At 58.8% G+C, this 16,356-nt stretch carries 10 protein-coding genes; 3 read left to right on the forward strand and 7 right to left on the reverse strand.

Annotation, left to right across the window (positions count from 1 at the left end; translation table 11 throughout):
• The first annotated feature begins 28 nt into the window (after nt 1–28).
• Nucleotides 29–1,507, forward strand: coding sequence for an ABC transporter substrate-binding protein (locus tag C1J04_RS01550; protein ID WP_009825657.1), 1,479 nt, complete (start codon nt 29–31; stop codon nt 1,505–1,507).
• Between the two features lie 70 nt (nt 1,508–1,577).
• On the opposite strand, the gene C1J04_RS01555 is transcribed toward C1J04_RS01550, so the two are convergent.
• Both C1J04_RS01555 and C1J04_RS01560 read right to left on the reverse strand, forming a co-directional pair.
• Nucleotides 1,578–3,329 carry a type I secretion system permease/ATPase gene (locus C1J04_RS01555; protein WP_009825658.1) on the reverse strand — a complete coding sequence of 584 codons (1,752 nt, stop codon included), beginning with the start codon at nt 3,327–3,329 and terminating at the stop codon, nt 1,578–1,580.
• A gap of 122 nt (nt 3,330–3,451) precedes the next feature.
• The gene (locus C1J04_RS01560; RefSeq protein ID WP_254655130.1) at nt 3,452–4,660 is read right to left on the reverse strand and encodes an O-antigen ligase family protein; all 1,209 of its coding nucleotides are present in this window, start codon (nt 4,658–4,660) and stop codon (nt 3,452–3,454) included.
• Between the two features lie 269 nt (nt 4,661–4,929).
• On the opposite strand from C1J04_RS01560, the gene C1J04_RS01565 reads away from it, so the two are divergent.
• The gene (locus tag C1J04_RS01565) at nt 4,930–7,008 is read left to right on the forward strand and encodes a hypothetical protein (protein ID WP_254693845.1); all 2,079 of its coding nucleotides are present in this window, start codon (nt 4,930–4,932) and stop codon (nt 7,006–7,008) included.
• Here C1J04_RS01565 and C1J04_RS01570 read toward each other — a convergent pair.
• The 4 genes from C1J04_RS01570 to C1J04_RS01585 all read right to left on the reverse strand — a co-directional run bounded on the left by C1J04_RS01570 (nt 6,980) and on the right by C1J04_RS01585 (nt 11,848).
• The gene (locus tag C1J04_RS01570; RefSeq protein WP_009825661.1) at nt 6,980–8,071 is read right to left on the reverse strand and encodes an acyltransferase family protein; all 1,092 of its coding nucleotides are present in this window, start codon (nt 8,069–8,071) and stop codon (nt 6,980–6,982) included. The genes C1J04_RS01565 and C1J04_RS01570 overlap by 29 nt on opposite strands.
• 57 nt (nt 8,072–8,128) lie before the next feature.
• The gene (locus tag C1J04_RS01575; RefSeq protein WP_114865232.1) at nt 8,129–9,538 is read right to left on the reverse strand and encodes an oligosaccharide flippase family protein; all 1,410 of its coding nucleotides are present in this window, start codon (nt 9,536–9,538) and stop codon (nt 8,129–8,131) included.
• Nucleotides 9,539–9,565: 27 nt separating this feature from the next.
• Nucleotides 9,566–10,447 (reverse strand): glycosyltransferase family 2 protein, encoded by an 882-nt coding sequence (locus C1J04_RS01580; RefSeq protein WP_254655131.1) that lies wholly within the window; start codon nt 10,445–10,447, stop codon nt 9,566–9,568.
• An 84-nt stretch (nt 10,448–10,531) separates the two neighbouring features.
• Nucleotides 10,532–11,848, reverse strand: coding sequence for an HlyD family type I secretion periplasmic adaptor subunit (locus C1J04_RS01585; RefSeq protein WP_037954024.1), 1,317 nt, complete (start codon nt 11,846–11,848; stop codon nt 10,532–10,534).
• A 570-nt stretch (nt 11,849–12,418) separates the two neighbouring features.
• Between C1J04_RS01585 and C1J04_RS01590 the strand changes: the two genes are divergently transcribed.
• Nucleotides 12,419–15,688 (forward strand): Hint domain-containing protein, encoded by a 3,270-nt coding sequence (locus C1J04_RS01590; protein ID WP_009825665.1) that lies wholly within the window; start codon nt 12,419–12,421, stop codon nt 15,686–15,688.
• A 98-nt stretch (nt 15,689–15,786) separates the two neighbouring features.
• Here the strand turns inward: C1J04_RS01590 and C1J04_RS01595 are convergent, their stop codons facing one another.
• Complete coding sequence (locus tag C1J04_RS01595; RefSeq protein WP_037954025.1) at nt 15,787–16,239, reverse strand: hypothetical protein; 453 nt, start codon at nt 16,237–16,239, stop codon at nt 15,787–15,789.
• Between the last annotated feature and the right edge of the window lie 117 nt (nt 16,240–16,356).

The raw sequence follows: 16,356 nt of genomic DNA on the forward strand, positions 1-16,356 counted from the left end.
TTTTCCTTATTGCCAACAGGAGACACCCATGGCCCATCTTCGCAAACTTATTCTAGGCACCTGCGCTGCCGCGCTGATGGCCACCGGCGTCGCCGCGAAAAACGACATCACCGTCGCGATGCAACTTGAGCCACCGCATCTGGACCCGACCAGCGCTGCGGCGGGGGCCATTGATCAGGTGCTCTATTCCAACGTTTTCGAAGGCCTGACCCGCTTTATGGGCGACGGATCGGTCGTGCCCGGGCTGGCGCAATCGTGGGAAATCTCTGACGATGGCCTGACCTATACGTTCAAACTGCAAAGCGGCGTGACCTTTCACGACGGAACGACGATGGATGCCGCCGACGTCAAATTCTCGCTTGACCGGATCAATGCCGAAGACAGCGCAAACGCTCAAAAGGCGCTGTTCGGCGCGATCTCGGAGGTGACAGTCGTCGACCCGTCGACCGTCGAAATCAAACTGTCAGAGCCGGACGGCAACCTGTTGTTCAACCTCGCATGGGGCGACGCGGTGATCGTGGCACCCGAAAGCATCGACAATATCAAGCAACTGCCCATCGGCACCGGCGCGTTCAAATTCACCAGCTGGACCCAGGGCGACAATATCCGCATCGAGAAGAACCCGAACTACTGGGGGACCCCGGCCGCGCTGGATATTGCCACATTCAAATTCATCTCTGACCCGACCGCCGCTTTCGCGTCGATGATGGCCGAAGATGTTGATGTGTTCGCCGGCTTCCCCGCGCCCGAGAACCTGCCGCAATTCGAAGCGGACCCGCGGTTTCAAGTGCTTGTCGGTTCTACCGAGGGCGAAACCATTCTGGCGATGAACAACAAACAGCCGCCGTTTGATGACCCCAAGGTGCGCGCCGCCGTCGCCCATGCCATTGATCGTCAAGCCATTATTGACGGTGCGATGTTCGGATACGGCACGCCCATCGGTACGCATTTCGCGCCCCATAACCCGGCCTATGTCGATCAAACCGCGCTGAGCCTGCATGACATCGAAAAATCCAAAGCTTTGCTGGCCGAAGCCGGCTTTGCCGACGGGTTCGAGACCACGCTGGACCTGCCACCCCCCTCCTACGCCCGCCGCGGCGGAGAGATCATCGCCGCGCAGCTGGCCGAGGTTGGTATCACCGCCAAGATCAACAATGTCGAATGGGCCCAATGGCTTGAAACGGTGTTCAAGGGAAAGAACTTCGGCATGACAATCGTAAGTCACACCGAACCGATGGATATCGGCATCTACGCCAACCCTGATTACTATTTCCAATATGACAATCCTGATTTTCAGGCTTTGATGACCAAGCTGAACACGACCACCGACCCGGAAGCACGCAACGCGTTGCTGGGCGAGGCGCAGACCATGATCGCCCAAGATCACGTCAACGGTTTCCTGTTCCAGCTGGCGTCACTGTCCGTTGCAAAAGCAGGTCTGACCGGCCTTTGGCGCAATGCCCCGACGCAGGCTGTCGACCTTACCGGTGTTTCCTGGGCCGAATAGGGCGACATTTGAAAAAAGCGATAGAAGGGGGCTTGGGCCGTGCGCAATGCCCCTTTTTTATACCATATGATTACCCCCCGCTCGCCCGAGTTGTGCCATTGCCCAAGATCGGCAGCGTCTGAACCTTCGCCGCCACCCGCGTAGGGAAAGCGCGCCCGAAGATATCACTGGTCAAGCCGAACTGCCTTATCCGCCCCTCGGACAATATTAGCACTTTGTTCAACGCCGAAATTGCACAGGGCTGGCGCGCCGTGATCACCACCGTGCTACCCCGATCACGCATATGGCGTGCGACCTCTGCCACGATCTGTTCAGCATCGGGACAGCTGAAAAGCGACCGCAGCGGATCATCCATCAAAACCAGCGCCGGATTGCAGACCAACGCCCGCGCCAGCCCGATCTGCTGTAACTGCCCTTGGGTTAACGAGGATCCCCCACCCCCGCTCACAACACTCATATACCCATTCGGAAGAGCCATAATGGCGTGGTGTACACGGGCCAGCTTCGCAGCGGCGATCACCTGCGCATCCGTGGTATCGGGGCGAAATCTGGAAATGTTGTCGAAAATCGTCGCGGGCAGAAGATCAATGGTATCGGGCAAATAGCCGATCGCAGAGCCAATCTGCGCGGAAGGCCATCGGGCCAGATTAACGGCATCAAACCGAACCTCACCGGTTGTAGGAGCCGCAACGCCAACAGCCAGTTTTGCCAATATGCTTTTGCCCGCATTTGGCCCGCCAAGCACGCACAGCCCATCCCCCGGTGACAGGTCAAAAGAGACATCCTTCAGCCCGTTTTCCGCTCGCCCCTCGATCCCGTGGGAAACGGCAGTGAAAGAAATCCGGCCCTTTGGTTCAGGCAAAGCAACCCCCTCGCGCGCCGGGATATTCTGAGAAAAATGGTGGTGCAGATGGCGGTGCGCGGACCAACCGCATGCAATCCCCTGCCAGCCGCTGATCATCTGGTCGATAGGGGCCAGTACGCGCCCCGCCAAGATCGAAGCGGCCATAATCATCCCCGCCGAGATTTGGCCCTGAATGACCAATATGGCCCCGACTGTCAGGATCGAGGATTGCAACATCAGGCGGAACGATTTGCTGAACGATGCCAGTGCATCCGGCGGGGCATGCAGGCGCTGGTGCCACGCCAGACTGCTGCGCTGAAGCCCGCGCCAATATGTGGCAAGATCATCTTGCATACGCATGGCGCGCAGCGGCTCCGCCAGACGGCGACTGTGATAGGACATATCAGCGAGGGTATGATCCTTATTTGCAGAGATGTTGATGGTGTTGCGCGTCAAATATCGGCCCGTTGCCATCATGGCACAAGCCAACGCCGCGCCGCCCAGAACCATCGCCCCCAACCAAGGGTGAATGATGAATAGGGCCAACAAAAAGATCGGCACAAACGGCATATCACAGACACTTATGAACGCGGCACTAGACAGCAGACGTCTAAGTTGCCCCAGTTGTTGCAGGGGCTCTTGTGCGCTTGCCGGTACGTTGTTCTTTTCATCATTGCTGATCCAAGCCGCGAAACACTCAGCCCCAAGCGCCAGGTCCAAACGCACCGAAAGACGGGCCAAAAGCCGTTGCCGGATCAGGTCAAAAAGCCCGAAGAAACAATAGAGAAGCAGTACAAGCCCGAAGAGCCCCATCAGCGTGACCACTGAGCCACTAGGCAAAACGCGGTCATATATCTGGATCATGTAAATCGATCCTGTGAGCAGCAGGATGTTGATCAACCCACTGACAACAAAAAGCAGCCCAATCCCCCCAAGCTGTGATCGCAACGCGGCGGCATAGATGTTGTGCGTCTGCACGTTGCACTTCCCCCAAACCAATCAGTCGTCATGGCCGACATCCCCTTGCGGCCTGACTTCTGTGGTAGGGTGATTTCCTTTACAAAGTGGAAAAATTGGCAAATCCGAAAAGGATCAATATTTCAAATTGTACGTTCATTCTGCGGGGATCGCGGCTTCGCATCTACCATCCACAGTCCCGCCCCAAATATGAAGAATACGAAACCATAGATGCTGCCCCAAATGTGCACCGTCGACAGCGTGAGGGTGAGCCCTGTAAAGCAGAGTATCCAGCCTAGCCGTAGCGCCGCTAGGGTCCGATCCATGGTGAAATCTTTGCGCCCGACACGCCAGAGCGCATAGCCATAGCCGACTGTCAAAAAAGTAAACGCCGGCAATCCGAAACGCATCGCGATAAATAGCCAAAAATTATCGATACTCGAGGTGTGCATCCAAACCGGCCTGAGCCAATCGTTTAGCCCAAGTCCAAATACAGGCGCGCTCCAGACATTGGTCATACCCCATTGGAAAATAGCCGACCGCCAATAGGCGCTTTCGGCAGAAAATGTCGCATAGCTCATGAAAACTTGGATCGGGGTTCGATTGGAAAGGAGATCAATCACGACGTAAAAAATAACAAAACAGGTTGAGAGGATTAGCCATCGTCGCCCGATCCTGCGACATAGGTAGCTCCAGAATATCAGCCCTATCTGCACGATTGCCGCCAGCAGCGCGCCGCTGGACAGCGATAGAAAGCAGCTGGCGCAAATCACCGTCATAACCACGGACCGCAAACCCAAGCTGTGCCGCTCCCCCAGCCCGATAAAGTACAGAGACGTCGCCATTGTACAAAACAAGCCCCAGTGAATTGGATGCTCGAACGAAAGTTGCACCCGCTCCAGTCCCATGCGGCGATCAATCGCCAGATCCACCGGGGTCGTAAGCCCGGTCATCTTCCACAGCTCAATGGGAACAGATGTCCCGCTTTGCGACTCTATCAAAGCCAAAGGGAAGCATAACACGATCAGTCCTGTGAGGATCTTAACCACTGCGGCAAAGCTGTGTCTGTCTCGGATAAAGGCGCGCCCGATCAAATACCCGCCTAGAAACTCGACCCCGATTGAGCCTGCATTCTGTGTCGCTTCCACCGGGTTGTTGACCGCCAAGGCCAGCGAAACCCAGAGAAAATGCATAAAGAACATAATGTCTGTCAACAAAACACGCCCGAAGTGGCCGCAAAACAGACGGAGACTTAGCGGAATAATCAGCACTGCTAATAACGCCTTGGTCCCGGTCATATAGACCGACCCTAAATTGAAGCCGACGGGCACCAGCAGGAGCACGAAATACACGAGCACAACCCGTGATACGGGCCGTTGACGGTATAGCCGTATGCGCTTGAGAGAGCGGTGCTGGTCCGTCGCGTATATATGGTTCACGTCCAAATCATATCTGTCCTTTCGTAAGAAGAATCGGCAGTGCCACCACCATTGGGCTGAACATTTAATATTGCGTGAAGATTAACCCGCCCTTCGCCTCTTCCCCTGCGAATGCAACGGCTCAGCGAGGTTGATATGTATCGATGCCTACGAATTCTGATCGCAAGGTATGGACTATGCAGATGACACTCGGACTGGGCATGAAACTGGGGCAAACGATGGCGGGGTCGCTGCCGCTAAAGATTTCGCCCGTCACGGAAATTCTTGCAGATGGTTGGCGGGCCGAGCACCGAGATATGCCGTCGTTTTCCACCACTTCCGAGGCGCGGAATGTGACCGTGAACCGGCGCGGTTTTGATACGGCGGCGACGGCTGTCAGCAAGGCTTCGGTTGTGCAGCTCACCAGCCGTGTCAGGCAGCCCTACCCAAATCATTCAAATTTTACTGACAAGACAGTCGCGTGTTCAGACTTTGTTTACGCGGGCGATACTATCAACGGTGCAATCAATCACAGCACAAGGCCAGCGCCCCGGCCTATTGCCATGTGGTTAAACCATGACCGTGAGAGGGTAGAAGATGATGCACATATACTAAGGCTGGCAGTTGCCCACGCATATGCCCAACAGGGGCAACCCGTCGCGGCGGTGCGGTTCATCGTCCGCGATACGCTTGGCAACGAAGCATCGCAGCTTGTGTCGTCGCAAAGCAGTCTTGGATTTGAGGCGTCGGGGCTCCATGTTCCGCATTATGCAGCGACGGTTGATCTATCAGGCTTGGCCCAGGGGGATTTATTGACTGTAGATGCCACCATCTACCCATGGGTGGGGGACGCCTTTTCCATCAGTGCCGACGCCGATGAATATCCGTCCCCCAACCTGACGACGCTTCGGATGCTGAACGACACGAGCGGCGGGTATGGGGCATGTTATGCCCAGGTCGATGGAACCACGGGCGACGATGCGACGGGTCAGGCTGCGTCTGCGCGCGCAGATGCCATTGCCGCCCCATTTGCGTCAATCGCGGCCGCGGCCGACGCGATAAAGGAATTTAATGCCGCGCATTTTGGGCGGGTGGATGATGCAGGGGGTGGAACGATTTTACTGGCAGAGGGGGCGCATATCCTAACGCCTTTCAAGGCTGCCGGTCGCTCGGCACAGTTGCCCTTGTGTATCAGGGCTGAAGACCCGTCCAAACGGGATACCACGATCTTAACGGACGGTGGAGTCAATCGGTTCAACGGCATACCAACGCACCTCAAGATTTGTGATGTCACTTTGCAGAAAGGCGGGGCGAACACGGTGTTTCTGGACAGTGGTGCGGACTCGGCAGGCAATCTTTTGATAACAAAGAACTGTCTTTGGGACGCCAACGGATTCGGCAGCTACGGCGCTTGGGTTTACCGGGTGGGGCGCTTTGTACAAATCAACTGCTCCGTCGTGCCCAACGAAGATCCACACCAGGGTAATTCATTTTCGACCGAAGCAATCATGGTCACCGCGATCGGCTGCAAAAGCTGTGCCGGAACAATCACCTATCAGGCGCTCGGCTGTTCGGGGCTTGACGAATTTACCCTCCGGGCGCCGATTGGCAACCGGCCTGCCATGACCGGCACGTTTTTAGGGTGGAACACATTCAGCAATGGCAGCGCGACCAATGCAATCGTTTCCGTAAGCGCCGAGATCGGCGCGCGGGGCTTTGCTTTTGTAGGGAACATCGTGGAAAGCTGGGGGAGCTCCACAAATGCGGCGCTGCGATTGAACGCTGACAGCGACACAAATGCAGCCCAAAACATCGTTGTGCACAACAATACCATCGCGGGGGAACGCGCGAATTTGCTGTATCTGGACGGCAGCGAGAACGTGGCGAAATCGGGCTCTTTCCGGAACAATCTGTTTCACCGCATCAATATCAAAAGCGATGTATTTTCCGGCGAAACCTCCCTTACCGGCAACTGGCCAGCGCGGTACAAGGTTGGATGGTCGCATAATGTCGCAATCGCAGGGTCAAGTAATGAACCCGGCTATGGCCCGTCCTCGTGGCTGGGGGAACTGCCGTCGATCGGTGAGGTTTCACATATCGCCTCGCCTTGGGTCGACGACCGCTCTCACACCGGCAGCAACACAGGCAGCGGTGACTACCGCCCCGACGCACTGTCCGATCTGCCCAAAATATCACCCGCGCAGGCCCCCTATGGGACCGACCTTGTGGGAAATACATTGGGCGATAGCGGCTTTATCGGCGCGGTGCTATCCTTCGCGTGATCAAAGACCCGCGCTGCCCCTCCCGCGCGAAGGTCAGCGCGGGCCGTTCAATCCAGTGCCAGGACGATACCGCGCAAAGCAACGTCAACGGCAAGGCCAGCGCAATGTTCAGCGCCGGCGTCATGTCCGCCCACACCCAAACCACCAGCCCCTGCAGCGGCATCGCGTAAATATATATACCGTATGAATAATCTCCGACCCTATTGAACATCAGCAGGGGGCCTACCTTGCAATACCCTGCCCAGAGGCTGGTGTAGGTCACAGCCAGTGCAAGCATTGGAAAAGCGAAAACCGTAGCGTGCACGGCCCATGTCAGGACGATCAACCCAAGGACGAAGGGCCACCGCAAGGGGATATAATCACGCCAGATCCAGCAGGAGGCCCCGAAAACAAAGGGCAACGACAGCAGCCGCGTTTGCTGTAGGCGCGGATGAATGAGGTCGCCGAGATACGGCGCGATTCCCCACGCGATCAGGTAAAGCGCCAACAGCACCGCCATCACCCGCCGGCGGGACAGGGCCCCGACAAGGCCGACGAACAGGATAAGTGCATAGCAGGCGACCTCATGCGCGAGCGTCCAAATCGACCCCTCTACGGTGGGATAGGGGTTCGTCGTGAACACGCCCGGCAAGGTATATTGTGGTTTAAACAAGAGTATATTTTGCACGATAAACCGCGCCGTATCGGGATGCGACAGATACGTACCCGCGTCTAACCCGCTGACCAGCGGCCCCATGATCAGCGCCACGATCAAGATGGACACGGCCAACCCCGGCAGCAGACGCGCGGCCCGCGCCGTGACAAAGGACAAGGCAGACCCCTGCCGGTCGTAGCTGCCCGCGATGAAAAAGCCGGACAGGCCAAAGAACACAAAAACCGCCAGCTCCCCCAGCGAATAGCCAAGCGCTGTTTTCAAAGGCTCAACCGTGCCGCGCCCAAGCGCGAGCGGCCACGCGTGAGAGACCAACACCGCCACCGCCGCGAGAAAGCGAATGAGGTTAAAGTGGTTGTCCCGCCCGATGGCAAGCTCGGACAGACGGGGCGGCTTGACGCGTCTCTTCATGGTGAGCGGCTGCCGTTGCTTTGGCCGGGGCATGTCACTTGTGCGGTCAAAGTCTTCTTAACGGTGCTGTATCGCCTTGGGATCCATCCCATCGGGTGCTCCTTTTGTGAAAGTAATTCTGCAGACATCAGGCAGCACCATCGCCAGACCGGCCAGCAACAGGCCGAAGCCTGCGGCCCGAACCCCCATCGGCTGGCCCTGCGTGAAAACCGCCCAAGCCAATACCGCGACCATACAGATCAGCGGCAGGGCCAATGACCGGAGCGGCACCCGTTGCACGCGGTGCATCCAGAGCAGCGCAATCATCAGCCCCGCGGCTTCGCCCAGTCCTGCGATATGCACCACATGGGGCAGGCTTGCGCCTTGCAGCACACCCCATGCCGCGAGGGGTAGGAACGTGATACGCAACAGGTCCGTCAAAAGCTCGGTCTTGCGATAGCCTTCGCCCAGCGCGACAATCGCACACCCGCCTTTGACCACCCGCAACGCCTGAACCGCCGTCAAGAGCGTCAGCAGGGGCAACACAGCGCGGTATTTATCGCCCAAAACATGATGCACGAAGGAACCCCCAAGCAGGTTGACTGCCATGACCATTCCCGCAGCCAGCACAATATGGCTTTGGATCGTGGTGATCGCCTGGGCCCGAAATTCCTGGCGCGCGGTGCTGGCTGACAGGCGGGGTAGAAACAGGCTCATCGTGCTGCGCATCAGAACCAGCGACGGCGTCAGTGTCAGCGATACGGCCATGGAAAACAGGGCCAGCGCCTCTAGCCCCAGAAGACGCCCGACGATGGCGCGTTCGCCATTGAACACCAGAAACATCACCGCCCCGCTTGCCATGAGGGGCCAGCCGAACTGCATGCTTTGGACCATAATGGTCCGATCAAACCGCAGCCGATAAGGGCGTTTCGCAACTGCGTGAGACATGAGCGTGCCCAGCGCCATATGCACCAACACGGCAAAAAGCATGATGCGGAAGTCATCGAACATCCGCGATAGGGGCAGCAGCGCGGCCAACGACCCCAGCGGCGGCAGCAGCGCGATCCATATCGCGGCGCGATATTTGTGGTGACGGGTCTGGCGATAGACGTCCAGATGCATCGCCCCCTGTAACAGCGGCACTACAGAGATCAGCTGAAACGCCCATGTCAGCTGCAACACCCCGAAGGCACGCGCCAGAAGCGGCGCGAGAAGGAACAGCGCCGCCGCCCCGATCACGCCGCGTATCAGCGCCACACCATGCAGCGCGCTATGAAAATCCGCATCATCCCCCTTGGGCGCATTGACGATCTGTTGTTGAAAGCCAAGCGCGGTCAGCATCTCTATCATGGCAAGCGCGAGCACGAGGCTTGTGCCGATCCCGAAATCTTCGAGGCTGATCAGACGCGACACCACCACCATGCGCAGCAGCAAGATCGCGGCGGCGCAGGCGTTGCCGGACAGCAGAAAGCCAAACGACCGGATCACGGGCCACCCCCTGTCGCGCATCTGATGTCAGGGCAGGTCAATGCGGTTCCACCGGTGCAAAAGCCGTTCGGGGTCATGGCCCCGCAGCAGCGACAGCATCCGTCGCGCGCGGTAAAGACGGATAGACATCAGCCCGATCAACGCCATCAGACGGTTGCGCGCGCCCTTGACGCGGGGACTGGTCGCGACCTCTGCCACAGCGCAGAGCGGTGACGGAACGAGCAGCAGCGCCTTTATCGCCCACCGGATCCGGCCGCCAAGGCCGGTACAGCGCGCCCAGTCATGGGCAAGCTGCCTGTCCCATTTCAGCCGCAGGCCCGTCGCCGTATGCGGCGGGTGATAGACAAGCAGATCGGCGGCGAAGCCTATGCGATATCCGGCAAAGGTGGCGCGCTGGCCCCAGTCGCGGTCTTCGGCATGGTGGAGGCCCTTGAACGGGCCGACCGCGTCGAACACCTTGCGATGCACGATCAGATTGCCCGTCCCCGTGAACCCCTGCTGCGCGATGTAGCGGTCCATCCGATAAGCAAAAATCGCTTGATATGCGGTCGCGGGATCAAGTCTGCGCCCATTACGTTCGATACGGACATCACCGCCAAGGATCGCATTGGGGTCGCGCGCCATATGCGCGGCAATATGCGCCAGCCAATGCGCGTCGGGCAGGCAATCGGCGTCGAGAAAGGCAAGCACATCGGCCTGTGCCCGCGCCGCGCCAAGGTTACGTGCGGGGCCGGGGCCGGGGATCGGCTGATGGATCAGGGATACCCATGGGTAATCGCTAACAACTCCTTGCGGTGACCGGGCGGAGCCATTGTCGACGACGATCACCTCGACCGGCTTGCATGTGCCCGCATCCAGCGCGGCAAGGCAACGCGCAAGGGCCTTGTGTTGGTTGAGATGGGGGATCACGACAGTGATTCCGGGTGGGGCGGACGGTGTGTTCATCCCCTCTTAAGACGGGAAGATGGTAAAGATTTCGCTAACGTCGAGGTCTCAGGAGCCGCGGAACCCCCGGCGCAGCTGGCTGCTGATAGGTTCCGCCAGATAACTCAACACGGTCCTGTCCTTGGTCTTCAAAAACGCCTCGATCGGCATGCCGGGGACCAAACGGACGGAGGTTGGCAGACGGTCCAGCTCGGTACGGGGGATATCCAGAATGACCCGATAGAAGCTGTCGCCATTGCGCGGGTCCACCACCACTTGCGGAGAGATGCTGTAAACGCTGCCGGTCAGTTGCGGGGTCGTATGCGGGTCAAAGGCGGTGAGCACGAGGGTGGCGGGCTGATCATAGCGTACTAGATTGATCGAGCGCGGATCGACCTGCACCTCGAATTCGAACTTTGATTGCTGCGGCACGATATCCATCAAGGTCGCACCCGCCCCGACAACCGCGCCAACGGTCGTGGCGCGCAGTTCATGCACCATCCCGTCGACGGGGGCCCGAATGGCAATACGGTCAAGCTGCGCTTGGCGGGTGAGGATCGACAGGGTCAGTTCCTGAACTTCAGCGGTGACCTCGCGCAGTTGCAGCGCGACCTGTTCCTGAAACCGGCGATCGGCTTGCAGGCTTTCCAGCTTGAGCGTCCAACGTTGGTGGATCAACCGCGCCAGATCCGCCCGCCGCGCGGCAAGGTCACCGCGCAAACCGGCCCGCGTGGACTGTAGTTGCGACAAACGGACCTGCGGGGCCAGCCCCTTTTCAACCAAGCGCGTGAGGCTGCGCAGCTCTGTCGTGAGGATGGCAAGTTGTTGTTCCAGCGCAGAGATTTGGCCATTAAGGCCCGTGGCCTGGGTTTCGACATCGGCAAGATCACTGGCCATGCGGGCGCGCATCCCCGCGCGCATCTGGGCCCGCGCCTCGAATATCGCGGCCTGCCCTGCCTGCGCTTGCGTCATATCCAGCGCGCCGATTTTTGCTGGCAGATCAATGGCATCGAAACGGGGGGCGGGGCTTTCGTCACGCTCTGCCTCCAGACGGGCGCGCAGGCCCGCTGCCTCGGCCAGACGGGCGCGCGCCATGCGCAGGTCAATCTGCAAGATCGTGGCATCAAATCGCGCCAAGACCTGCCCCGCCTTGACGATATCCCCGTTCTGGACCGGCAATTCCGCCAATACGCCGCCATCCACCGTCTGGATCACCTTGGGCTTGCCCGCCACATCGATCTGCCCCGTCGCGATCACCGCCCCCGAAATCTGTGTTGTCGCGGCCCATCCCCCAAGCAGCGCAAACAAGCAGAACATCGCAGCCATCGCAGCACCGGTAATGTGCCAAAGGCCGGTCTTGGGCTCAGGGGGGGCATGATGTGGCACGGAAAGCTCCTTTGGTTGATGAACCCGGCGGGGATGCTGGGAGTGCATTCACCTTCGACAGAGGCTTGAGGCGCTGCGGCGGCATTCGTGCGGCGGAATTGAGGCGCGGAGTCTGCATGACGGCGCGGCACGGGGGTCAGGGGCGACCCGTTGCGCGATGGGTTTAAACCAAGCAGGAGGTCAGCCCCGAGGGGGGAGAGACTGATAAACTCGCTTATTTTCAGTAGACTAGGTCAAAACCTCTGCGGTCAACCTTCAGCAAGCCCCCCTATGACCGCTGCAAGTTCACGCCGCTTTTACCGTGCACTTCGGTCACATCTCTAAATACCCGGCATTTTAGACCATTTGATCACATCGCGGCGCATACGCCCTGCCCCCGCGTTTCCACGCTGTGCGCTTGGCGTTGATCCTTACCAGACTGTGTATTGTTTCGATCAAAAGCATAGAAACATGGCCACATTGTTTTTGTTTCCGGTCAAAGTGACGCCACATTGTCCCCGTACCCACAACAATACACAGGACGCGGGCCACAGGCCTGCCACCGGTTCAAAGATGTTGAGGGCTGTAACAATGGCAACCAGATTTAACGTTTTCTACCTTGGGAATGTCGATCGTATCGATACGACCGAGGGAAACCAGATCAGCGAAAACGCACGCTCGCTGGAGGGGGAAACCTTTGGGGGTGCCAACAGCCCGCTTTACAACAACGTCAAATCCTTCTCTCCGGGGGCGCGGGGGTATGGAAATACGGCACGCGGCACATACTCTACTGATAACAGTGGGGAAAACGGGTCTGACACCTTCCGCATCGACGATGGCAACAGCCAGAACTTTGACGCCATTGCCTCCTATGCCGCGACGCTGACCTACGCCGACGGTTCCCAGGCGACCGTAACGGCGATTGTCTTCCAATCCACCAACGGCGACCTGTTTCTTGCGCCGGCTGCCAGCTCCTCCGATTACCAATCCGCGCTTGAGGCGGGGCCGATTGAATCCATCACGTTCAACACTGTCTCTTCAGACGAGGCGATGATGTACGCCAGCCGGGTCGATGCTGACTATGTGGCGCCAGATGGCACCGTTGATGGGACGTCGGGAGACGATTCCATGCGTGTGGGATCGACCGACGCGCAAGCGGACGAGGTCGACAACAGCGGCAACGCGGTAAAGCTGGGCGCGGGCAACGACAAAATCTCGGCCGGGTCGGGCGATGACACGATTTTGGGCGGCGCGGGAAATGACTATATCGCAGGCAATGACGGCGACGACCGCATCCACGGCGATGCCGACACCACCGAAGAAACGACGTTTTCCTGGGCCAACCAGAATATCGAGGACGGCGTTAGCGTCACGGGTGGCATCACCGGGGTCACCTCGTCGGGCAATATCCAGGTCACGATGTCGGTGGATCAGGGGGAGAACTTCCGCTCTGCCACGATGGAGCGGAACGACCCGCTGTATGACTACAACGAACTAAGCGACAGTTCGTCGATCCGTATCCTTGGCGGTGCGGCGGGGTCGGACCCGAATACCGCGAAGATGAGCATCGACTTCTCGTCGCTGGACAGCGGCGTGTCGGACGAGGTGAGCAATGTCACCTTCGGTATTTTCGACATCGATCAGGCCTATGGCTTCGTGGATGAAGTCATCGTGCGCGCCTATGACGCCGACGGCAATCTTATCCCTGTCAATCTGACGGCGGGCAATAGCGATACGCTGGACGTGAACGACGAAACCGGCCGTGCCATCAGCACGGATGCGGGGCGGGGCACGACCAATGCCAAGACGGGTTTCCTGCAGGTCGATATCGCGGGCCCCGTTTCGCGGATCGAGATCGAGTATAACAACCACGACCCCGATGATACCGGCCACGCGATCCGTGTTGGCGACCTCAAGATGTCGACCATCAGCGCGACCGATGCGGGCAATGATACGCTGGACGGTGGGGCTGGCAACGACACGATCTATGGCGACGGTGGGGATGATAGCCTTTCTGGTGGGGCGGACAATGACAGCCTGTCCGGCGGCAGCGGTGACGACCGGATCGAGGGTGGCACAGGCCACGATACGATCGCGGGCGGCACTGGCAATGATGCCATGTCAGGCGGGGATGACGCCGATCTGTTTGTCATGGAAGATGATTTCGGCACCGATAAAATCGTCGGTGGCGAAGGCGGCAAGGACTATGATGTCGTTACCTTCGACGCGCTGAGCAACGGTGTCTCTGTCACCTATACCGGCGCAGAGGCGGGCACCGCGACCGAAGGCCCCAACAGCGTTTCCTTCACCGAGATTGAAAAGCTGGTTCTGACCAATTCATCGGACTATGTGGATGCCAGCATTGGCGGTGTCGCGGTTGATACCGGTGCAGGCGATGACACGATCAAGGTTGGTGATGGTGCCTATGACATCGACGCCGGGACGGGCGACGACCGGATCATCCGCGAGACGGGCACCACAGCGGACGACGCGAACTCCGTCATCGACGCGGGCGATGGCATCGATACCTATGTCGCAGGCAGCGGGCTGGGGGCGGACCACACCGTCGATCTTGCCGCCAGCCGGCTGGACCACGCAGGGAGCGACCGTGGCGATCTGCTGAACTTTGAAAACGTCGCGCTCGAGAACTCTGCCGCGTCGGTCAAGGGCGACAGCAAAGACAACACCATCACCGCGCGCGGGACACAGGACAACAGCTTGTCCGGCGGCGACGGCGATGATTCAATCGACGGCGGCGGTGGCAATGACAATCTGCATGGCGACGCGGGCCGCGATACCCTGATCGGGGGCGACGGCAATGATACGCTGGACGGCGGCCAAGGCGACGACCAGCTGACAGGCGGCGACGGCGATGACGTATTCGTCTACTCCGGCGGTCACGACACGATCACCGATTTCAACACGGGCAACACCGGCCCGCTGGATGACGACGACACCACCAATAATGATTTCATTGATCTAAGCGGCTATTACGACAAGATCTTCGATCTGCGTGCTGACTATGAAGACAATGGCATTCTGGATCAGTCCAACTTCGAGACCACGGATTACACCTATAATTCCAAGTTTGAGGATGGGTCGCTCAAGTTCATCGGCGTGCAGGCGCAGCACTTTACCTATGACAACACCGGCGTTGTCTGCTTTGGCAAAGGTACCGCCATCCGCACGCCGCGCGGGGATGTCTTGGTCGAAGACCTGCGTGTCGGCGATCTTGTCACCACAATGGACAACGGCCCGCAGAAAATCCGCTGGATCAACACGCGGTCTTACGATGCCGGACAAATGCAAAAGGGATCACATCTGCACCCCGTGCTGATCAAACGTGGCACTTTCGGTGCCGAACGGGATCTCTTGGTCTCGCAGCAACATGGTGTTTTGGTCGGCCAGAGCGGCGATAGCTTTGCCCGCGCCAAACATCTTGCCGACGCGGCCAAAGGCGTGCGCATCGCCAAGGGCAAGAAATCGGTCACCTACGTTCACCTGATGTTCGACGACCATCAGGTGATCTTTGCCGAGAACGTCCCGTCGGAAAGCTTCTACCCCGGCCCGATGGCGCTGTCGCAGATGAGCAAACCGCATCGCGCGGCATTCTCCAAGGTAGTGCCCGCCTTGGGCACGGGGCGCGTCAGCCGGGAAGAAGTCGCCAAGGTCTATGGCCCCACAGCACGCGTGTTCCTGAAAAAGAAACAGGTGTTGAACCGGCACGGCGCGCCTGCGCGCGGCAAGGGCAAGGCCCCCTCGCGCCTGATCCTGCAAGCAAGCGCTGATCTGGCCCGGCAACAGGCGAGCAAGGCAATTCGGACCCGTAACACAGTGACAACGGCAGAGGCCCGCGCCTGACCCTAAAGCGCGGTATCGTCACTGCATCGTAGGCTGTATCGCACAAAAAAGGCGGGCGCATTTCTGCACCCGCCCGCAAAACCCTGAAGGGTTAAGTCTTATTTGTCGCCTGGCAGACCAGCAGCGGCCTCACCTACGGTGGCGTCAAGGTTCTGGTTACATACAACCATGAACTGTTCCATCGCGGCTTCGTCCATTGGCTCTGCTGTCATGTTGGATTCAGCAGTGTTACCACCGGTGTCTTCCACAGCTTTCAGGTCACCTTCCAGCGAACCTTCTTCAGGCTCATCGTCGGTCGCTTCGGCTGCTGTTACAGTAGTGGTGGTGGTTGTATCACCTGTGTCACGGCCAGAGTTGCCCATGGAACCGCCGTTGTCACCATCATCGATCTCTGCGATCGCAGCGGAAGCCACCATCATCTGATCGTCTTTCGACAGTTCGTTGAACTCGGCGCAGGTCATCGAGGTGTCAGCATGTGCGGCAGCAAATGCTGGTGCGGATACGGTACCCATAAGGGCGGCAATAGCGAGTGTCTTAAATGTGTTGGTCATCGTTAAGCTCCTAAATTCTCGTTTCTGCATACCCAACCCCGGGCAGCGCGAATTGGTTCCCCTGCCCCAAAACTAATCGCTTCACCAAAAAGAGAGCGACGGGTAACCCGCTCGCCT

This window comes from Sulfitobacter sp. SK025 (genome assembly GCF_003352105.1).
Classification (GTDB): domain Bacteria; phylum Pseudomonadota; class Alphaproteobacteria; order Rhodobacterales; family Rhodobacteraceae; genus Sulfitobacter; species Sulfitobacter pontiacus.